The following is a 20,045-nucleotide window of genomic DNA, read 5'->3' as shown; positions in this document are numbered from 1 at the left end:
CATGAGTCGATTCTGGAGCCCCTTCGTCAAGGACCTGGTGCCTTACGTGCCGGGCGAGCAGCCCAAGCTGGCCCGTCTGGTCAAGCTCAACACCAACGAAAACCCCTATGGCCCGTCGCCCAAGGCGCTGGAAGCCATGCGTGGCGAGCTGAACGACAACCTGCGCCTGTACCCGGACCCGAACGGCGACCGGCTGAAGCAGGCGGTTGCCGAGTACTACGGCATAACCCCGGGGCAAGTGTTTGTCGGCAACGGCTCGGACGAGGTGCTGGCGCACATCTTCCACGGCCTGTTCCAGCACGATGCTCCGTTGCTGTTCCCGGACATCAGCTACAGCTTCTACCCGGTCTATTGCGGGCTGTACGGGATTGCCTTCGAGCAGGTGGCGCTGGATGAGCAGTTCCAGATCCGCATCGAGGACTACAACAAGCCCAACGCCGGCATCATCTTCCCCAACCCCAACGCGCCGACGGGCTGCCTGATGCCGCTGCAGGCGGTGGAGCAGTTGCTGCAGGCCAACCGTGACTCGGTGGTGGTGGTCGACGAGGCCTACATCGATTTCGGTGGCGAGACGGCCATCAGCCTGGTGGACCGCTACGACAACCTGCTGGTGACCCAGACCCTGTCGAAGTCGCGCTCCCTGGCCGGCCTGCGGGTTGGCCTGGCGGTAGGGCACCCGGACCTGATCGAGGCGCTGGAGCGGATCAAGAACAGCTTCAACTCCTACCCGCTGGACCGTGCGGCGATCGTGGGCGCGGCGGTGGCGTTCGAAGACCGCGAGTACTTCGAGCAAACCTGCCGCAAGGTGATCGACAGCCGCGAAGTGCTGGTCGGGCAGCTTGAGGCCAAGGGCTTCGAGGTACTGCCTTCGGCCGCCAACTTCATCTTCGCGCGCCACCCGCAGCAGGATGCCGCCGAACTGGCTGCACGTCTGCGCGAGCAAGGGGTGATCGTGCGTCACTTCAAGCAGCCGCGCATTGCCCAGTTCCTGCGCATTACCATCGGCACGCCAGAGATGAACCAGGCGCTGCTCGATGCGTTGAACTGATTGCATCGCCACTCAGGCTGACGCATCACCCTGTAGGAGCAGCCTTGTGCTGCGAAGAGGCCGGTAAGGCAAGAGACTTTCTTTGGCTGCAATGGCCTCTTCGCAGCACAAGGCTGCTCCTACAGGGCCTTTGTTAACCTTGAAATCGACGCAGGGCTGCTCCTGCACGGTTTAATAGCTGCTCTCTTCAATGACAAACGCCTTGGCCGCTGGCCGGTTGCGCACCGCCGTCGGGGTGTCATCAAGCACCAGCACGTAATCGTTCTGCTTCTCCATCCCCTGCGGATCAGTCCATTGCCCGTCCCTGGCCGGTACCTGTGCCACCACATGCCCGTTCTTCAGAATCGTCAGGTAGCCATTGGCATTGCTGTTCCAGCGTAACCGCCCCTTGTTTTCATCGGCCCGCGCCTTGCGCGCACCGGTTTTACCCAGCAAAGGCGTGCCATCCAGTAGCCATTCCGGCTGCAGCGTCAGGCCCATGTGGCGTAGCACGGTGGGTGCTACCGAAGTCTGCGCGGGAAGGCCGTACAGGTTGTCAGGCCCAGGCATTTCCGCAGGAATGCTCAGCTCGGTCAGCTCCTGATTCAACGGTTTGTTGCTGGCAATGAAGATGCTCTTTTCCTGCTCCGAAGCGCTGCCATGGCCTTTCCCCCAATAGTCCCGGCCGTGGTCTGTGCTGATGATTACCAGCCAGTCTTCCTGCGGGAACATGCGACGCCGCTGATCTACCTTGTCCAATAACCGCCCGATCTCGCTGTCGGCCTTGCGCAATGCCTGCTCATAGCGGTCGCCGTAACCGTTGTCATGGCCGATCTGGTCAGGTTCGTCCAGTTGAATGAAGGTAAAGTCAGCGGGAGTGTTGCCTAGCACCTGCAACGTTCGCTCGATCACCTGCTCATCCGACAAACCACTTTCGCGGACGTCGGCGCCATGGGCGTCCTCCAGCAGAAATGCCGTGTTGATGGAAGGCCAGTTGACGATGCTGGAGAGGTAGGCATTGGGCAAGGCCTGGCGTAGCCGCTTGAACAGGCTCGGAAACGCCGGGTTTATTCGTAGCGAGTCGGCGTCCGAGTCAACGCCATGCTTGTTGCTCCACACGCCCGTCAGCAAGGTGGCCCAGCCGGGGCCGCTCAAGGTAGGTTGCTCGCTGGATTTACCATTGATCCCCCCGGCGTAGGCCTTGCCGTAGTACAGCCTTTGTTTCAGATTGGTGGCGTCGCCCAAACTTAAGTATTGCGCCAGCTGCACGCCGTCGAGGCCAATGAACAAGGCTTTGGGGCGGCTCGGGTGTTTCGCGGGGTCACAACCCGGGAGCAGGGCCAGAAACAGCACAAACAGCAGGCTCGCTAGTCGCATGTAGGTACATCCTTGAAAGTACGCCACGAGCGTTGCAACAAAGGGGTGTGTTCACAACTGGCAGAATTACCAGGTGGTTTGCAGGGTTGCCGGGCATCCAGTAAGCTGGGCAAATTCATCGGATGATTGGTTGAGTAAGATGAGCACCGAGTTGACCAAGCGTTCCCTGGTCGAAATGGCCGTGGAGCGCATGCGCGAGCGCATCGTGTTGGGCGACTGGCAAGTCGGCCAGCGTTTGCCCACCGAGCCGGAACTGGCCCTTCAGCTGGGCATCAGCCGCAACACCGTGCGCGAGGCCATGCGCGTGCTGGCGTTCAGTGGCCTGGTGGAAATCCGCCAGGGCGACGGCAGCTACCTGCGCACGGCCCAGGACCCATTGCAGGCGGTGCAGGCAATGTCCCGCTGCACTCCCGAGCAGGCCCGTGAAACCCGCCATATCCTCGAAGCCGAAGCCATTGGCCTGGCGGCGTTGCGCCGTACCGATGCCGACCTGCAAGCGCTGCGTGATGCCCTGGCCGGCAGTGCCGGGCACTTTCACGGGAATGTCGATGCCTATGTGGCGTGTGACCTGGTGTTTCACCAGCGGCTGGTCGATGCCGCCCACAACCCGGCTTTGAGCGAGCTGTATCGGTACTTTTCCGGGGTGGTGGCTGCCGCGCTGCAGCACAACATGGCGACCGTGCCCCGTTGCCAGGCCACGTTCGATCTGCATGGGCAGATCCTCGACGCCATCGAACAACGTGATGCGGAGCGGGCCAAGCGCCTGAGCCGTACCCTCATCGAATCCTGACTCCGAGAAGGCCATGGCTGAATCCATCACCCGTAACACCCCGCGCAACGAGCGGGACCTCGATGAGCTGCTGATCGACGCTGAAGCGGACGACGAGCAGGTGCAGCAACAGCCTGTGGTGTTGCGGCGGCCCTGGCTGTTGCTGCTTGGCCTGGTGCTGGTGGCATTGAACCTGCGCCCTGCGTTGTCGAGCATGGCGCCGGTGCTGGGGCAGGTGTCCGAGGGCCTGGGGCTGAGTGCCTCCCAGGCCGGGTTGCTGACCACCTTGCCGGTGCTCTGCCTTGGCCTTTTTGCCCCCTTGGCGCCTGTGCTGGCGCGGCGTTTTGGCAGCGAGCGGGTAATCCTCGGCATCCTCGTCACCCTGGCGCTGGGCATCGTGGTGCGAAGCACCTTTGGGGCCACCGGGGTGTTCCTTGGCAGCCTGATGGCGGGGGCCAGCATCGGCATCATCGGCGTATTGTTGCCAGGTATCGTCAAGCGCGACTTTCCCCAGCACGCTGGCACGTTGACCGGTGTGTACACCATGGCGTTGTGCCTGGGCGCGGCCATGGCGGCAGGGGCTACTGTTCCTTTGGCTCGTCATTTCGATGGGAGCTGGGCAGTGGGGTTGGGCTTCTGGATGCTGCCGGCATTGCTGGCGATGCTGGTGTGGCTGCCGCAGGCTCGCCAAGGGCATGGCCTGCACAAGGTGGCCTATCGCGTGCGTGGCCTGTGGCGTGACCCGCTGGCCTGGCAGGTGACCCTTTACATGGGCCTGCAGTCATCGCTGGCTTACATCGTGTTCGGCTGGTTGCCATCGATCCTCATCGGTCGCGGCCTGAGCCCGACCGAGGCGGGCCTGGTGTTGTCGGGGTCGGTGATCGTTCAGCTGGTCAGCTCGCTGAGTGCGCCCTGGCTGGCCACCCGCGGCAAGGACCAGCGGCTGGCGATCGTGCTGGTCATGCTGATTACCCTGGCGGGCCTTTTCGGTTGCCTGTATGCACCGGTGTCCGGGCTGTGGGGATGGGCCGTGGTGCTGGGCCTGGGGCAGGGCGGAACCTTTGCCCTGGCGCTGACCTTGATCGTGCTGCGCTCGAAAGATGCCCATGTGGCGGCGAACCTGTCGAGCATGGCCCAGGGCGTAGGTTACACCCTGGCGTCGATGGGGCCGTTTGCGGTGGGCCTGGTGCATGACCTGACCGGTGGCTGGGCGGCAGTGGGGTGGATCTTTGCCGTGCTGGGGGTAGGTGCAATCGTGTTCGGGCTGGGTGCCGGGCGGGCTTTGCATGTGCAGGTGACCAGCGAAAAAGTCTAAAGCTGCTGTCGGCAACACTGGCCCTATCGCCGGCAAGCCAGCTCCCACAAGGAAACCACAACCTTCGGAGCCGTGAGCTTCTTGTGGGAGCTGGCTTGCCGGCGATAGGGCCGGCACTGGCGTAAGCCACCGGGGCAGATTATCGTGCTGCTTTCCACCCCAGGACGGACCTGCCCCATGAGTGACGCCAACCGCGACCTGATCACCCGCTTCTACCAGGCCTTCCAGCGCCTGGACGCCGAGGCCATGGTGGCCTGCTACAGCGACGATATCGTTTTCAGCGACCCGGCTTTCGGCACCCTGCGCGGCAAGGATGCGGGCGACATGTGGCGGATGCTCACTGCCCGCGCCAAAAACTTCACCCTGACGTTCGACAGCGTTCGCGCCGACGAGCGCAGTGGCGGTGCGTACTGGGTGGCGACCTACCTGTTCAGCCAGACCGGCCGTATTGTGGTCAACGACATCCAGGCCCGTTTTGTGATTCGCGATGGGCTGATCTGCCAGCATGACGATACCTTCGACCTGTGGCGCTGGTCGCGGCAGGCGCTGGGTGTGCCAGGTATGTTGCTGGGCTGGTCGCCACTGGTGCAGAACAAGGTGCGCCTGCAGGCATTCAAGGGACTACGCGCATTCCAGCAGGCCCAGGGTGAGTGATGTCGTCGAAACGGTTGTTGGCAAACCCTGGTATGTCTACCTGGTAAGGGCCGCCAATGGCTCGCTGTACTGCGGCATCAGTGATGACCCGCAGCGCCGGTTTACCGCGCATCAGAAAGGGCAGGGCGCGCGTTACTTCAAGACCAGCCCGGCCCAGGCGCTGGTGTATGTGGAGCAATGGCCGGACAAAGGCGAGGCGTTGCGCCAGGAGCGCCTGGTCAAGCGGCTGCGCAAGTCGGCAAAGGAGGCGCTGGTGGCCTCCTTCAGCGGCCTTGGGGGTATCAGTCCTTGCGCCGCTTCAGCTGATCCACCAGGGTTGTAGGCAGGCCCTTGATGATCAGGGTGCCCGCCTCTTCGTCATACTCCACCTTGTCGCCCAGCAAGTGCGCCTCGAAGCTGATCGAGAGCCCCTCGGCACGCCCGGTGAAGCGGCGGAACTGGTTGAGGGTGCGTTTGTCTGCGGGGATTTCCGGCGACAGGCCGTAATCCTTGTTGCGGATATGGTCGTAGAACGCCTTGGGCCGGTCCTCGTCGATCAGGCTGGACAGTTCTTCCAGGGTCACCGGCTCGCCCATTTTGGTCTGGCTAGTCGCGTACTCGACCAGGGTCTGGGTTTTTTCGCGGGCGGACTCTTCGGGCAAGTCCTCGCTCTCGACGAAGTCGCTGAAAGCCTTGAGCAGGGTGCGGGTTTCTCCCGGGCCGTCAACGCCTTCCTGGCAGCCGATGAAGTCGCGGAAATAGTCCGAAACCTTTTTGCCGTTCTTGCCCTTGATGAACGAAATGTACTGCTTGGAGCCCTTGTTGTTCTTCCACTCCGACAGGTTGATGCGCGCTGCCAGGTGCAGCTGGCCAAGGTCGAGGTGGCGCGAGGGAGTCACATCAAGCTCGGCGTTCACCGCCACGCCTTCGCTGTGGTGCAGCAGGGCAATTGCCAGGTACTCGGTCATGCCTTGCTGGTAGTGGGCAAACAGGGTGTGGCCACCGGTGGACAGGTTGGACTCTTCCATCAGCTTTTGCAGGTGCTCCACCGCCACGCGGCTGAAGGCGGTAAAGTCCTTTTCCTCGTCCAGGTACTGCTTCAGCCAGCCACTCAGCGGGTAGGCCCCGGACTCACTGTGAAAAAAACCCCAGGCCTTGCCCTGCTTGGCGTTGTAACTGTCGTTGAGGTCTGCCAGCAGGTTTTCGATGGCGTCGGAAGCGGCCAGCTCAGCGTCGCGGGCATGCAGTACAGCAGGGCTGCCATCGGGCTTTTTGTCGATCAGGTGAACGATGCAATGACGGATTGGCATGGGATTCTCGGCGAGCTGCAAAAGGCGTCAAGTTTACCCTAGACACAAGGTGATGCAGTGGCCGTATGTTGGCAGATATGTCGGTTGTTCGTTTTTTGTTCAGTTTTGCGCGTTTTAGGCTAAAACCCCCGAAAAACCTGCATTAAATCGAAGTGCGCAGCGGATATTTATCCATTCCTGTGGTAGTTTTGCGCGGTCTTGCGCCCCTCGTGTGGCGCATTGCTGGCAGCGTGCTGTCGTCGTGTCGAACCAAACGCCGATTTACGTATCTACATACGCGATTGGCGCGGCCCTCCACTGTAAGGGGCTGGCCCGATAACGTCGTAGTTCGCTGCATAACCATCGAATTTGATAGGGAAGGAACATCACCATGGCATTGACCAAAGACCAACTGATTGCCGACATCGCCGAATCGATCGCCGCGCCAAAAGCCACCGCTAAAAACGCTCTGGAGCAACTGGGCCAGATCGTTGCCGACCAACTGGAAAACGGCGCTGAAATCACTCTGCCAGGCATCGGCAAGCTGAAAGTCTCCGAGCGTCCTGCCCGTACCGGCCGCAACCCTTCGACTGGCGCTGCCATCGAAATCGCTGCCAAGAAAGTCGTCAAGTTCGTTCCAGCCAAAGTGCTGACCGACGCCATCAACAAGTAATTGTTGAAGCTTTGACGAAACCGCGCCCGGCTTGCCCGGGCGCGGTTTTTTCATGCCTGTGATTTACGCTGGGCGTGCCAGGCCTGGCGCGCGGCGTCGTCCTGGAAGCTCCAGGCGACCATGCGGCTCTGTTTCTGCCCCTGGCCCATCTCGATGATGCGCACGGCCTTGGCGCCGGCCTTTTTCAACGCGGCCTCGATCCCCGGCAGGTTGCTGGCCTTGGACACCAGGCTGGTGAACCACAGCACCTGTTTGGCGTACTGCACGCTTTCGCCAACCAGTTGGGTGACAAAGCGGATTTCGCCGCCTTCGCACCACAATTCATTGTTCTGGCCCCCGAAGTTCAGCACCGGCAGCTTGCGCTTGGGGTCCTGCTTGCCGAGGTTTTTCCACTTGCGCTGGCTGCCACGGGTGGCTTCCTCACGCGAGGCGTGGAAGGGCGGGTTGCACAGGGTCAGGTCGAAGCGCTCGTCTTCCTGCAGCAGGCCGCTGAGGATGTGCGCGCGGTTGGCCTGCTGGCGCAGGGTGATGGCCTTGCCCAGGCCATTGGCCTGGACGATGGCCTTGGCCGAGGCCAGAGCCACGGGGTCGATGTCCGAGCCGAGGAAGCGCCAGCGGTAGTCGCTGTAGCCCAGCAGCGGGTAGATGCAGTTGGCGCCAACGCCGATATCCAGCGCACGCACCTGGGCGCCTTTGGGCACCTCACCGGCATTGTCGTCGGCCAGCAGGTCGGCGGCCGCGTGGATGTAGTCGGCGCGACCGGGAATGGGCGGGCACAGGTAATCGGCGGGGATGTCCCAGTGCTGGATGCCGTACTGGGCCTTGAGCAGGGCACGGTTGAACACCCGCACGGCTTCGGGGTTGGCGAAGTCGATGCTGGGTTTGCCGTGGGGGTTGGTGATGGTGAAGCGCGCCAGGTCAGGGTGGGCCTTGATCAGGCTGGGGAAGTCGTAACGGCCCTGGTGGCGGTTGCGCGGGTGCAGGGTGGGTTTTTCGGTCATGGTTGAGTCCTGAAAAGCATCGCCGGCAAGCCAGCTCCCACAGGTACAGCGCTTTCCTGTGGGAGCTGGCTTGCCGGCGATGGGCTGCGAAGCAGCCCGCTATGGCTTCACTTTTGGTTACAGCGCTGCAATCCGCGCATGCTGCTCGGTGAAGTTGGCCAGGGCCTGTTCGGACTCGGCCAGCTTGGCGCGTTCCTTCTCGATCACCGCAGGCGGTGCCTTGTCGACGAAGGCGGCGTTGGACAGCTTGCCACCCACGCGCGCGACTTCGCCTTGCAGGCGCTGGATTTCCTTGTTCAGGCGCGCCAGCTCGGCATCCTTGTCGATCAGACCGGCCATTGGCACCAGCACTTGCAGGTCACCGACCAGGGCAGTGGCCGACAGCGGCGCTTCGTCGGCATCGCCAAGCACGGTGAACGACTCGACCTTGGCCAGCTTCTTCAGCAGCGCTTCGTTTTCGTGCAGGCGACGCTGGTCGTCGGCGTTGGCGTTTTTCAGGAACAGCGGCAGCGGCTTGCCTGGGCCGATGTTCATTTCGGCGCGGATATTGCGCAGGCCGACCATCAATTCCTTCAGCCACTCGATGTCGCCTTCGGCAGCCACGTCGATGCGGGCTTCATTGGCCACCGGCCACGCCTGCAGCATGATGGTCTTGCCTTCGATACCGGCCAGCGGCGCGATGCGCTGCCAGATTTCTTCGGTAATGAACGGCATGAACGGGTGCGCCAGGCGCAGCGCCACTTCCAGCACGCGCACCAGGGTGCGGCGGGTGCCGCGGGCGCGCTCGACCGGGGCGTTTTCGTCCCACAGTACCGGCTTGGACAGCTCCAGGTACCAGTCGCAGTACTGGTTCCAGATGAACTCGTACAGCGCCTGGCTGGCCAGGTCGAAGCGGAACTGCTCCAGCTGGCGGGTCACTTCGGCTTCGGTGCGCTGCAGCTGCGAGATGATCCAGCGGTCAGCCAGCGACAGCTCGTAGGCTTCGCCGTTCTGGCCACAGTCTTCGCCCTTGTCCAGCACGTAGCGGGCGGCGTTCCAGATCTTGTTGCAGAAGTTGCGGTAGCCTTCGACGCGGCCCATGTCGAACTTGATGTCGCGGCCTGTGGAGGCCAGCGAGCAGAAGGTGAAGCGCAGGGCGTCGGTGCCGTAGCTGGCAATACCTTCGGGGAACTCGGCCTTGGTCTGCTTGGCGATCTTCTCGGCAAGCTTGGGCTGCATCATGCCGCTGGTGCGTTTTTCCAGCAGGGCGTCGAGGGTAATGCCGTCGACGATGTCCAGCGGGTCGAGGACGTTGCCCTTGGACTTGGACATCTTCTGGCCCTGGCCGTCACGTACCAGGCCGTGCACGTACACGGTCTTGAACGGGACTTGCGGGGTGCCGTCTTCGTTCTTGATCAGGTGCATGGTCAGCATGATCATGCGCGCAACCCAGAAGAAGATGATGTCGAAGCCGGTTACCAGCACATCGGTGGAGTGGAACTTCTTGAGGAACTCGGTCTGTTCCGGCCAGCCCAGGGTGGAGAAGGTCCACAGGCCCGAGCTGAACCAGGTGTCGAGTACGTCGTCGTCCTGGCGCAGGGCCACGTCGGCGCCCAGGTTGTGCTTGGCACGCACTTCTGCCTCGTCGCGGCCAACGTAGACCTGGCCGGCCTCGTCGTACCACGCCGGGATGCGGTGGCCCCACCACAGCTGGCGGCTGATGCACCAGTCCTGGATGTCACGCATCCAGGAGAAGTACATGTTCTCGTACTGCTTGGGCACGAACTGGATGCGGCCATCTTCCACGGCAGCGATGGCAGGTTCTGCCAGCGGCTTGGTGGAGACGTACCACTGGTCGGTCAGCCACGGCTCGATGACGGTGCCCGAACGGTCGCCTTTCGGCACCTTCAGGGCGTGGTCGTCGATGCTCACCAGCAGGCCCTGGGCGTCCAGGTCGGCAACGATCTGCTTGCGCGCGACGAAGCGGTCGAGGTTGGCGTACTGGGCCGGCAGGCGGGTGTCGACCTGCTCGTTGATGCTGCCGTCGAGGTTGAAGGCTTGGGCGCTGGCCAGCACGAAGGCGTTCTTGTCGAAGATGTTCAGCAGCGGCAGGTTGTGGCGCTTGCCGACTTCGTAGTCGTTGAAGTCGTGAGCCGGGGTGATCTTCACGCAGCCGGTACCGAACTCAGGGTCGCAGTAGTCATCGGCGATGATCGGAATACGACGGCCAACCAGCGGCAGTTCGACGAACTTGCCGATCAGCGCCTGGTAGCGTTCGTCGGTCGGGTTGACCGCAACGGCCGCGTCACCCAGCAGGGTTTCCGGACGGGTGGTGGCAACCACCAGGTAGTCCAGGCCCTCGGCGGTCTTGGCGCCGTCGGCCAGCGGGTAGCGCAGGTTCCACAGGTGGCCTTTCTCGTCGTGGTTTTCCACTTCGAGGTCGGAGATGGCCGTGTGCAGCTTGGTGTCCCAGTTGACCAGGCGCTTGCCGCGGTAGATCAGGCCGTCTTCATGCAGGCGCACGAAGGCTTCCTTGACCGCTTCGGACAGGCCGTCATCCATGGTGAAACGCTCGCGGCTCCAGTCTACCGACGAGCCCAGGCGGCGGATCTGGCGGCTGATGTTGCCACCGGACTGGTCCTTCCATTCCCAGACTTTTTCCAGGAACTTCTCGCGGCCCAGGTCGTGCCGGTTCTGGCCCTTGGCTTCAAGCTGGCGCTCGACCAGCATCTGGGTGGCGATACCGGCGTGGTCGGTACCTGGCTGCCACAGGGTGTCGCGGCCTTGCATGCGGCGGAAACGGATCAGGGCGTCCATGATCGCGTTGTTGAACCCGTGGCCCATGTGCAGGCTGCCGGTCACGTTCGGCGGCGGGATCATGATGGTGTAGGACTCGCCTGCACCTTGTGGGGCGAAATAGTTCTCGGACTCCCAGGTGTTGTACCAGGAAGTTTCGATGGCGTGCGGCTGGTAGGTCTTATCCATGCGCGGCGGGACCCTGTGCATTTATTCGGGAAAGCCGGGAAGTATAACCAAGCTGGGGTGTTGAGGCGACAGCCGCTGGGGCTGCTTTGCAGCCCATTCGCGGCACAAGGCCGCTCCTACAGGGATCGCGGTGCCTGTAGGAGCGGCCTTGTGCCGCGAATGAGCCGCAAAGCGGCTCCGGAATATCACTCGGTGCGCTTGATTAGCCGCTCGATCCGCGCATCCAGGCGGCGCTTGATCTCGTTCTCGATATGCGGGGTGAAGTCGTTGATCACGTCCTGCATGATCATCTGCGCCGCTGCACGCAGCTCGCTTTCAAGGTGCAGCAGGGTGTCCTGGCGGCGTGTCTGCGAGTCTTCCTCGGGCTCGACAGCGATCGGCTTGCCGTCGGGTACAGGGTTACCGGCAGGTTCTTCCAGCAGCAACGGGATCTGCTCCACCGTCTCGGTCAGCAGCGGCGGTTGCAGGTCGGCGTCGCCAAGCAGCTGGCGGATCGACTCGAGGTCATCGAGCAGATGGGCGGAGTCGGGCAAAGGGGAGGGCTTGTCCATCGTCATCAAAGTCGCTGTAAGCGGTGGTCTTGCAGAGCATAGCCCTGTTCGCGGTAGAAACGGAATCGCTCACGGGCTGATTGGCGGATGCCAGGCTCTTCCACCACGATTTCGGCCACCCGCTCGAACTGGCCGACGAAGCCCGGCACGCCGGCCCCCAGGTTGATCAGCAGGTCGCGGTGATCGCCCGCGTTGTCAGCCAGGCCAAGGGCCACGCCGGCATCGGCATGCAGCTCGGCCAGGTCGTGGGGCACGAAGGCCTCGCCCTTGAAGCGCCACAGACGCAGGTCCAGCTCGCTGCGCTGTTCTTCGTCCTGGCAATGCAGATAGACCCGGTGGCCGAGGCGCCAGGCCTTTTCGCACAGTTTGCAGGCGAAATCGAGCCGCGCCGACAGCGAGTCGGTGGGCAAGATATAAAAGTCGACTTTGCTCATGGTGGTAATCGCCGGCCGGCGGTGCGCAGGGCACCACCGGCCTCACGGCGTCAGGCGCCAGCGCGGTCCAGCAGGTACTGGGTCAGCAGGGGCACCGGGCGGCCGGTGGCGCCCTTGTCCTTGCCACCACTGACCCAGGCGGTACCGGCGATGTCCATGTGCGCCCAGTTGTAGGCCTTGGCGAAGCGCGACAGGAAGCAGCCTGCGGTGATGGTGCCGGCCTTCGGCCCGCCGATGTTGCCCATGTCGGCGAACGGGCTGTCCAGCTGCTCCTGGTATTCATCGAACAGCGGCAGTTGCCAGGCACGGTCGTCGGCGCGCTTGCCGGCGTCGAGCAACTGGCCGACCAGGTCGTCGTTGTTGCCCATCAGGCCAGTGGTGTGGCTGCCCAGGGCGACGATGCAGGCGCCGGTCAGGGTGGCGATGTCGATCACCGCCTGCGGCTTGAAGCGCTCGGCGTAGGTCAGGGTGTCGCACAGCACCAGGCGGCCTTCGGCGTCGGTGTTGAGGATTTCCACGGTCTGGCCGCTCATGGTGGTGACGATGTCACCCGGGCGGGTGGCGCCGCCGCTTGGCATGTTCTCGGCGCAGGCCAGCAGGCACACCAGGTTGACCGGCAGTTGCAGTTCGAGCACCGCACGCAGGGTGCCGAACACGCTGGCAGCACCGCACATGTCGTACTTCATTTCGTCCATGCCGGCGCCTGGCTTGAGGCTGATGCCGCCGGTATCGAAGGTGATGCCCTTGCCCACCAGCACGAACGGCTTGTCAGCCTTCTTGCCGCCCTGGTAGTTGAGCACGATCAGGCGCGGTGGCTGGTCGCTGCCCTGGCCCACGGCGTAGAACGCGCCCATGCCCAGGTCCTTGATCTTCTTCTCGTCCAGCACCTCGACCTTCAGCCCCTTGTGCGCCTTGCCCATTTCCTTGGCCTGTTCGGCGAGGAAGCTTGGGTGGCACAGGTTAGGCGGCAGGTTGCCCAGGTCGCGGGTGAAGGCCATGCCGGTGGCAATGGCGCTGGCGTGCTTGACGGCGCGCTCGACCTCGGCCTGGCCGGCCTTGTCGGCCAGCAGGGTGACTTTTTTCAGGGCGCGTGGCTCGACCTTCTGGCTCTTGAAGCGGTCGAACACGTACTCGCCGTCGAGCAGGGTTTCGGCCAGCAGGCGGTATTTGCCGTAGTGTGCATCGCGGTTGTTGACCGCGACATCGTCCAGGGCCAGCACTGCATCGGCGCCGTTCAGACCCTTGAGCACGCCGGCCACGCTGGCGACCAGTTTGCGCCAGGTGCGGTCGCCCAGGGCTTCGTCCTTGCCGCTGCCTACCAGCAGCACGCGCTCGGCTTTCAGGCCCTGCAGGTTCTGCAGCAGCAGGGTCTGGCCTGGCTTGCCAGCCAGGTCGCCGCGCTTGAGCACAGCGCTGATGGCACCTTCGCTGGCCAGGTCGACAGCCTTGGCAACAGCGCCGAGCTTGCGGTTTTCACCTACCGGAATGACCAGGGTGGCGGTTTTTACGGATGCAGCAGCTACGCTTTTTACAACCAGTTCCATGTCAGGGTCCCCGAATGATCGATACGAATGGCGCTGTGTGTTCCAGCGCTCTGGACGGGGCTGGCGGCACAGTCGCGCGCCAGCGGAAAAGCTGCCAGTTTGAGCCTGCGGCAAGCGTGCTGACAACCCCGTTATGCGCCTTCATGCGCGGCCAAGTGACAGGCGCGGTCAATCACAGGATAATGCGCGCACTTTACATGGAGGTTCGCCGTTGGCGAACCGGCATTGGTCTTGGCTGTACTAAGTCATTGTTTGGCGCCATTGCATGGCAGTCCGCCCTGACAACCCAGGAGTGTCTGGTTTGATCGTCTTTCGTTATCTGTCCCGCGAGGTCCTGGTGACCTTGAGCGCCGTCAGCGCTGTGCTGCTGGTGATCATCATGAGCGGGCGCTTCATCAAGTATCTGGCCCAGGCGGCCCAGGGCGTGCTCGACCCGGGCGTGCTGTTCATGATCATGGGCTTCCGGCTGCCGGGTTTCCTGCAACTGATCCTGCCTCTGGGGCTGTTCCTCGGCATTCTCCTGGCGTACGGGCGGCTGTACCTGGAAAGCGAGATGACCGTGCTGTCCGCAACCGGCATGAGCCAGCAGCGCCTGTTGGGGCTGACCATGGCGCCGGCGGCGCTGGTCGCCCTGCTGGTGGCCTGGCTGAGCCTCAGCCTGGCACCGCTGGGCGTGGCCCAGGTGCAGCAGATCATTGCCCAGCAGGACACGCTGACCGAGTTCGACACCTTGGTGCCGGGCCGCTTCCAGACCTTGCGTGACGGCTCGCGGGTCACCTACACCGAGCAGCTGTCGGACGACCGCGTCAACCTGGCCGGGGTGTTCATCTCCGAGAAGCGCTTCAACCAGGACAAGACCAAGGACCGCGCCCCGTCGGTACTGGTCGCTGAAAAAGGTCACCAGGAGATCCAGGCCGACGGCAACCGCTACCTGGTGCTGGAAAACGGCTATCGCTATGACGGTAACCCGGGCCAGGCCGACTACCGCGCGATCAAGTACGACACTTATGGTGTGCTGCTACCCAAACCGGAAGTCGCCGAGGAAGTCACCGAGCGCGAAGCCATCCCCACGTCCGAGCTGATCGGCAAGGACGGCCTGCGAGAGCGTGCCGAGCTGCAATGGCGGCTGTCGCTGCCGATCCTGGTATTCGTCGTTACCCTGCTGGCGGTACCGCTGTCCCGGGTCAACCCCCGCCAGGGCCGCTTCCTCAAGCTGCTGCCGGCAATTCTCTTGTACATGGCCTACCTGACAATGCTGATTTCCGTACGCGGCGCCCTCGAGAAGGGCAAATTGCCGATTGGCCTGGGCATGTGGTGGGTCCACGGCCTGTTCCTGCTGATCGGCCTCGGCCTGTTGTACTGGGAACCGATGCGCCTCAAGCGCGCCGCCCGTCGTGCGGAGGTGGCCCATGGGTAAGCTGGACCGCTACATCGGCCAGAGCGTACTGCTGGCCATCCTGGCCGTGCTGGGCATCATCCTCGGCCTGGCCTCGCTGTTCGCCTTCATCGACGAGATGAGCGACCTGAGTGACACCTACACGGTGATGGAGGCTGGCAACTTCGTCATGCTCACCGCACCTCGGCGGCTGTACGACATGCTGCCGATGGCCGCCTTGATCGGCTGCCTGATCGGCCTGGGCAGCCTGGCCAGCAGCAGCGAACTGACCATCATGCGTGCGGCCGGGGTGTCCATCGGCCGCATCGTCTGGGCGGTGATGAAGCCAATGCTGGTGCTGATGCTGGTCGGCCTGCTGATCGGCGAATACGTGGCGCCGGTGACCGAGAACAAGGCCCAGGCCGACCGTTCCCTGGCCCAGGGCGGTGGTGAGGCGCAAAGCTCCAAGCGCGGCATGTGGCACCGTCAGGGTGAAGAGTACGTGCACATCAACGCCGTGCAGCCCAACGGCCTGCTGCTGGGTGTGACCCGTTACCGCTTCGACAGCGAGCGCAAGATCGTCACTTCGAGCTTTGCCCGCCGCGCGCAGTACCAGAATGACCACTGGTTGCTCGCCGACGTGCGCACCACCTACTTCCGTGGCGACCACACCGAAGTCATCAGCGCACCGCAGGAGCGCTGGGACGTTTCGCTCACGCCGGAACTGCTCAATACGGTGATCCTGGCGCCGGAGTCGCTGTCCATTACCGGGTTGTGGGATTACATCCACTACCTGTCCGACCAGGGCCTGAACAACGCCCGTTACTGGTTGGCGTTCTGGACCAAGGTGCTGCAGCCGATGGTTACCGCGGCGCTGGTGCTGATGGCGATTTCCTTCATCTTCGGCCCGCTGCGCTCGGTAACCCTTGGCCAGCGCGTGTTCACCGGTGTACTGGTGGGCTTCGTGTTCCGCATCGCCCAGGACCTGCTGGGGCCTTCGAGCCAGGTGTTCGGCTTCCCGCCGCTGCTGGCGGTGGTGATCCCGGCTGGCATCTGTGCGCTGGCGGGTGTGTGGTTGTTGCGCCGGGCAGGGTAGTGGCCTGAGCTGCACCAAAAAGCCGACCCTGGGGTCGGCTTTTTGTTGGCTCAATTCTGACTTCAGGCTTGTACACGACCTGTAGGAGCAGCCTTGTGCTGCGAAAGGGCCGGTATGGCTGAAGATTTTCCTTGGCTGTGATGGCCTCTTCGCAGCACAAGGCTGCTCCTACAGATACAGTGGCTGTCTTGAAGCTTGTGCTCACCTTGGAGTTATTTCTTCTGCTTCGGCACCCGCACCAGCTGGGTTTCCGAATAGATGTCATGCCAGCCACGCTTGCGCTTGTCGATCAGCACCCAGAAAAAACCCAGCCCCAGGCACAGCCAGGAGGCAATCGACACTACGAAGCGCAACAATGCCTGCCACAGGCTGATGGCCGAACCGTCGGCGTTCTGCACACGCACGCCCCACACCTGCATGCCCAGTGTCTGCCCGCCATGGGTCCAGAACTTGGCAAAGAAGCCGAACAAGGCGAACAGCAGCACCGTCGACAATAGCGGGTCGCCATCCAGTGCGCCGGCTTCGGTCAGTTCGCGCATGCGCGCTTCGCCGATGATCGCCATCTGGATCAGTTTGTAAGCACCGGCGGTGACGATCAGCAGCGCAGTACAAAGCAGGAAGTCGTAGAACATCGCGGCCAGTCGTCGGCCGAGGCCAGCGGCGGGGAAGTCACCCTGTGGCAGAAGGTGTGGCTTGGGCATCGCTTGGCAGCTCCAGAGGGGAAAAGGCTCATTCTATGGAATTGCAAGCAAAAAAAAGCCCCTGCGCGTCAACGCAGGGGCTCTTTTTTTAGAAGTATCAGCCTTCTGCCTGGACTTCGTCAGCCTGCATGCCTTTTTGGCCTTGTACAGCGACGAAGGTCACTTTCTGGCCTTCTTTCAGGCTCTTGAAGCCGTTGCCTTGAATGGCGCGGAAGTGCACGAACAGATCCGGACCGCTCTCTGGGGTGATGAAGCCGTAACCTTTTTCGTCATTGAACCACTTGACGGTACCGTTCTGACGCTGGGACATTGTCTTAATTCCTATGAAACTTAAATTTTTATGACAGTTACTTTCGCACTTGTTTGTAAGCGAAAGATTACTGGGCTGGGTTGCAGGAAAGTAAGAGACGTCGAACGGGTTGTAGCAGATTGCGGCTACTGGCCCAGGTCACGAACTGTTGCGACCCATGCAAACACAGTGCAGTGACTCTACGACAACTGCCGAGAAAAAAACAAGCCCTTGGTCGTATGGAAAATCGGCCGCTTGCCGATAACCGACCAATTTGTCGGAAACGGCATGGCGCCTGGCCTGGCGCCATGTTCAAAAGTTATTGGGCAGGTTCGAAAACGAATATGTCGCACCTGCCCAGAACCTTCACAAAGCCGTTTCAACCACGGTAGTAACGTTGCGCCACGAAAGGCATTTTGCTGACTTTCAAGGCAACCTTCTTGCCGCGCACCACGGCAAACAGTGCGGTGTCGAGTGCAGCATGTTCACTATCGATATAACCCATTGCGACAGGTGCGCCGAGTGTCGGGCCAAAGCCACCGCTGCACACTTTACCTACCGGCTTATCGTTTGCATCGACAATATCCGCGCCTTCACGTACTGGCGTGCGCTCCTGCGGCAACAGGCCGACACGTTTGCGCGCCACACCGTCGCGCTGGTGGGCAAAGATCGCTTCGGCGCCCGGGAAGCCGGCCGCACGAGCACCGTCGGCACGGCGCACCTTGGAAATCGCCCACAGCAGGCTGGCCTCGATCGGGGTGGTCTCGGTATTCATGTCATGGCCATACAGGCACAGGCCGGCTTCCAGGCGCAGCGAGTCGCGCGCGCCCAGGCCGATAGGCTGGACTTCGGGCTGGGCCAGCAGGTGGCGGGCCAGGGCGTCGGCAGCGTCCGCCGGCACCGAAATTTCGTAGCCGTCTTCGCCGGTGTAGCCCGAGCGGCTGACGAAGCAGTCTTCACCCAGCAGTTTTACCGGGCGGAACTGCATGAAGGTCATGCCGGCCACTTCCGGGGCCAGGCGCTCCAGCACCTTGACCGCTGCCGGCCCTTGCAGGGCGAGCAGGGCACGCTGCTCGAACAATGGCTGCACCTCGCAACGGCTGCCGATGTGCGTTTGCAGGTGGGCCAGGTCCTGGTCCTTGCAGGCGGCGTTGACCACCAGGAACAGGGTGTCGTCGCCCAGGTTGGCCACCATCAGGTCGTCAAGGATGCCGCCTTGTTCATTGGTGAACATGGCATAGCGCTGCATGCCCACCGGCAGGTCGATGATATCCACCGGCACCAGGCTTTCCAGGGCCTTGGCGGCCTCGGCACCGCGCAGGATGATCTGGCCCATGTGCGAGACATCGAACAGGCCGGCCTGCTCGCGGGTGTGCAGGTGTTCCTTGAGCACGCCCAGCGGGTACTGCACCGGCATGTCGTAGCCGGCAAACGGCACCATGCGCGCACCCAGTTCCAGGTGCAGGGCGTGCAGTGGGGTCTTGAGCAGTGTTTCGGACATCGGTGACTCCTTGGTTTTATTGTTGGGTCAACATTCGATGATGTTGACGGCAAGACCGCCGCGGGCGGTCTCCTTGTATTTGCTTTTCATGTCGGCGCCGGTCTGGCGCATGGTGCGGATGACCTTGTCGAGCGACACGAAGTGCTGGCCGTCGCCGCGCAAGGCCATGCGCACCGCGTTGATGGCCTTCACCGAGCCCATGGCGTTGCGCTCGATGCAGGGCACCTGGACCAGCCCGCCGATCGGGTCGCAGGTCAGGCCCAGGTTGTGTTCCATGCCGATTTCGGCAGCGTTCTCCACCTGTTGCACGCTGCCCCCCATCACTTCGCACAGCGCCCCGGCGGCCATCGAACAGGCCACGCCGACCTCGCCCTGGCAGCCCACTTCGGCACCGGAAATGGAGGCGTTTTCCTTGTACAGGATGCCGATTGCCGCGGCGGTGAGCAGAAAACGCACCACCCCGTCGTCGCTGGCGCCCGGCACAAAGCGCATGTAGTAGTGCAGCACCGCCGGGACGATGCCCGCCGCGCCGTTGGTGGGCGCGGTAACCACACGCCCGCCATTGGCGTTTTCCTCGTTCACCGCCAGGGCGTAGAGGTTGACCCAGTCCAGCACCGACAACGCATCGCGCAGGCTGGCCTCCGGGTGGCGGCTCAGCTGGCGGTACAGGGCTGGCGCCCGCCGCTTGACCTTGAGCCCGCCCGGCAGGATGCCTTCATGCTGGCAGCCGGCTTCGACACAGTCCTGCATCACCTGCCAGATACGCAGCAGCCCGGCGCGGGTCTGCGCCTCCGGTCGCCAGGCGGCCTCGTTGGCCAGCATCACCTGGCTTACCGACAGGTTCTGCATGGTGCAGTGGCCAAGCAGTTCCTTGGCGGTCTTGAACGGGTAGGGCAGCACGGTGCTGTCCTCGACGATGCGGTCGTGGCCGGCGGCGTCCTCATCAACCACGAAACCACCGCCCACCGAGTAGTACTCGCGGCTGCGGATTTGCAATCCGGCGTCGTCGAAGGCGCGGAAGATCATGCCGTTGGGGTGGTAGGCCAGCGGCTTGCGGATCATCGCCAGGTGCTGCTTTTCGATGAACGCAATGCGCTGTTCGCCCAGCAGGTTGATGTGGCCGCTGTCGCGGATGGCCTGCAGGCGAGCGGGGATGGTTTCGGTGTCGACGGTGTCGGGGTGTTCACCTTCAAAACCCAGCAGCACGGCCTTGTCACTGCCGTGGCCTTTGCCGGTGGCGCCCAGCGAGCCATACAGCTCGGCCTTGACGCTAACCGTGCTGGCCAGCAGGCCGTCGCGGCGCAGGCCTTCGGCGAACCGCGCGGCGGCGCGCATCGGGCCGACCGTGTGGGAGCTGGAGGGGCCGATGCCGATCTTGAACAGGTCGAAGACGCTCAGTGACATTGCTCTTTCCCTCCCGAGGGTAAAGGCGAGTGCTGCGCACTCGATCGCCGGCAAGCCAGCTCCCACAGGTACTGCACAAGCCTTGGGAGCAGTGGGGACCTT

19 protein-coding genes are annotated in these 20,045 nt (G+C 62.9%); 8 read left to right on the top strand and 11 right to left on the bottom strand.

Features of this window, described 5'->3' with window-relative positions; genetic code table 11:
• Position 1: 1 nt before the first annotated feature.
• A complete protein-coding gene (gene hisC / locus ABOC32_RS27150) occupies positions 2-1,048 on the top strand; it encodes a histidinol-phosphate transaminase (protein ID WP_426809548.1) in 1,047 nt (348 codons plus the stop codon).
• Between the two features lie 171 nt (positions 1,049-1,219).
• Here hisC and ABOC32_RS27145 read toward each other — a convergent pair whose 3' ends face one another.
• Complete coding sequence (locus ABOC32_RS27145; protein ID WP_426809547.1) at positions 1,220-2,404, bottom strand: alkaline phosphatase family protein; 1,185 nt, start codon at positions 2,402-2,404, stop codon at positions 1,220-1,222.
• Positions 2,405-2,543: 139 nt separating this feature from the next.
• Between ABOC32_RS27145 and ABOC32_RS27140 the strand changes: the two genes are divergently transcribed.
• The 4 genes from ABOC32_RS27140 (at position 2,544) to ABOC32_RS27125 (ending at position 5,464) form a co-directional block, all read left to right on the top strand.
• A complete protein-coding gene (locus ABOC32_RS27140) occupies positions 2,544-3,194 on the top strand; it encodes a FadR/GntR family transcriptional regulator (RefSeq protein ID WP_426809546.1) in 651 nt (216 codons plus the stop codon).
• A gap of 13 nt (positions 3,195-3,207) precedes the next feature.
• Positions 3,208-4,488 carry a CynX/NimT family MFS transporter gene (locus ABOC32_RS27135; RefSeq protein ID WP_426809545.1) on the top strand — a complete coding sequence of 427 codons (1,281 nt, stop codon included), beginning with the start codon at positions 3,208-3,210 and terminating at the stop codon, positions 4,486-4,488.
• 177 nt (positions 4,489-4,665) lie between these two features.
• Positions 4,666-5,142 carry a nuclear transport factor 2 family protein gene (locus ABOC32_RS27130; protein ID WP_426809544.1) on the top strand — a complete coding sequence of 159 codons (477 nt, stop codon included), beginning with the start codon at positions 4,666-4,668 and terminating at the stop codon, positions 5,140-5,142.
• On the top strand, positions 5,135-5,464 hold the full coding sequence (locus tag ABOC32_RS27125; protein ID WP_234227419.1) for a GIY-YIG nuclease family protein: 330 nt from the start codon (positions 5,135-5,137) through the stop codon (positions 5,462-5,464). The genes ABOC32_RS27130 and ABOC32_RS27125 overlap by 8 nt, the downstream gene beginning before the upstream one ends.
• Here the strand turns inward: ABOC32_RS27125 and yejK are convergent.
• Positions 5,424-6,431: a nucleoid-associated protein YejK gene (gene yejK, locus ABOC32_RS27120; protein ID WP_426809543.1), complete on the bottom strand. Its 1,008-nt coding sequence runs from the start codon at positions 6,429-6,431 to the stop codon at positions 5,424-5,426. The two genes, ABOC32_RS27125 and yejK, sit on opposite strands and share 41 nt — an antisense overlap.
• Before the next feature lie 370 nt (positions 6,432-6,801).
• On the opposite strand from yejK, the gene ABOC32_RS27115 reads away from it, so the two are divergent.
• Complete coding sequence (locus ABOC32_RS27115; RefSeq protein ID WP_003255106.1) at positions 6,802-7,083, top strand: HU family DNA-binding protein; 282 nt, start codon at positions 6,802-6,804, stop codon at positions 7,081-7,083.
• A 50-nt stretch (positions 7,084-7,133) separates the two neighbouring features.
• Here ABOC32_RS27115 and rlmF read toward each other — a convergent pair whose 3' ends face one another.
• The 5 genes from rlmF to ABOC32_RS27090 form a co-directional block, all read right to left on the bottom strand.
• Positions 7,134-8,084, bottom strand: coding sequence for a 23S rRNA (adenine(1618)-N(6))-methyltransferase RlmF (gene rlmF, locus ABOC32_RS27110; RefSeq protein WP_426809542.1), 951 nt, complete (start codon positions 8,082-8,084; stop codon positions 7,134-7,136).
• 117 nt (positions 8,085-8,201) lie between these two features.
• A complete protein-coding gene (locus ABOC32_RS27105) occupies positions 8,202-11,048 on the bottom strand; it encodes a valine--tRNA ligase (RefSeq protein ID WP_426809541.1) in 2,847 nt (948 codons plus the stop codon).
• A gap of 185 nt (positions 11,049-11,233) precedes the next feature.
• On the bottom strand, positions 11,234-11,599 hold the full coding sequence (locus tag ABOC32_RS27100) for a DNA polymerase III subunit chi (RefSeq protein ID WP_426809540.1): 366 nt from the start codon (positions 11,597-11,599) through the stop codon (positions 11,234-11,236).
• Positions 11,600-11,604: 5 nt separating this feature from the next.
• On the bottom strand, positions 11,605-12,033 hold the full coding sequence (locus ABOC32_RS27095) for a DNA polymerase III subunit chi (protein ID WP_016501310.1): 429 nt from the start codon (positions 12,031-12,033) through the stop codon (positions 11,605-11,607).
• 50 nt (positions 12,034-12,083) lie between these two features.
• Positions 12,084-13,577 (bottom strand): leucyl aminopeptidase, encoded by a 1,494-nt coding sequence (locus ABOC32_RS27090; RefSeq protein ID WP_426809539.1) that lies wholly within the window; start codon positions 13,575-13,577, stop codon positions 12,084-12,086.
• Between the two features lie 301 nt (positions 13,578-13,878).
• Here ABOC32_RS27090 and lptF point away from each other — a divergent pair, with 301 nt between their 5' ends.
• Both lptF and lptG read left to right on the top strand, forming a co-directional pair.
• Positions 13,879-14,994: an LPS export ABC transporter permease LptF gene (lptF, locus tag ABOC32_RS27085; RefSeq protein ID WP_426809538.1), complete on the top strand. Its 1,116-nt coding sequence runs from the start codon at positions 13,879-13,881 to the stop codon at positions 14,992-14,994.
• Positions 14,987-16,048: an LPS export ABC transporter permease LptG gene (lptG, locus tag ABOC32_RS27080; RefSeq protein WP_426809537.1), complete on the top strand. Its 1,062-nt coding sequence runs from the start codon at positions 14,987-14,989 to the stop codon at positions 16,046-16,048. The genes lptF and lptG overlap by 8 nt, the downstream gene beginning before the upstream one ends.
• A 212-nt stretch (positions 16,049-16,260) precedes the next feature.
• Here the strand turns inward: lptG and ABOC32_RS27075 are convergent, their stop codons facing one another.
• From ABOC32_RS27075 to ABOC32_RS27060, 4 genes are all read right to left on the bottom strand, one after another.
• A complete protein-coding gene (locus ABOC32_RS27075) occupies positions 16,261-16,749 on the bottom strand; it encodes an RDD family protein (protein WP_043196867.1) in 489 nt (162 codons plus the stop codon).
• 97 nt (positions 16,750-16,846) lie between these two features.
• Positions 16,847-17,059 (bottom strand): cold-shock protein, encoded by a 213-nt coding sequence (locus tag ABOC32_RS27070; RefSeq protein WP_181129515.1) that lies wholly within the window; start codon positions 17,057-17,059, stop codon positions 16,847-16,849.
• Positions 17,060-17,417: 358 nt separating this feature from the next.
• The gene (gene gcvT, locus ABOC32_RS27065; protein ID WP_426809536.1) at positions 17,418-18,539 is read right to left on the bottom strand and encodes a glycine cleavage system aminomethyltransferase GcvT; all 1,122 of its coding nucleotides are present in this window, start codon (positions 18,537-18,539) and stop codon (positions 17,418-17,420) included.
• Positions 18,540-18,566: 27 nt separating this feature from the next.
• Complete coding sequence (locus ABOC32_RS27060; RefSeq protein ID WP_426809535.1) at positions 18,567-19,943, bottom strand: L-serine ammonia-lyase; 1,377 nt, start codon at positions 19,941-19,943, stop codon at positions 18,567-18,569.
• Positions 19,944-20,045 lie beyond the last annotated feature (102 nt).

Origin of the sequence: Pseudomonas sp. WOUb67 (assembly GCF_050058005.1) — a bacterium.
GTDB lineage: Bacteria > Pseudomonadota > Gammaproteobacteria > Pseudomonadales > Pseudomonadaceae > Aquipseudomonas > Aquipseudomonas putida_R.
The sequence above is the reverse complement of the archived record's forward strand: the minus strand, read 5'-3'. Positions and strand labels throughout refer to the sequence as shown.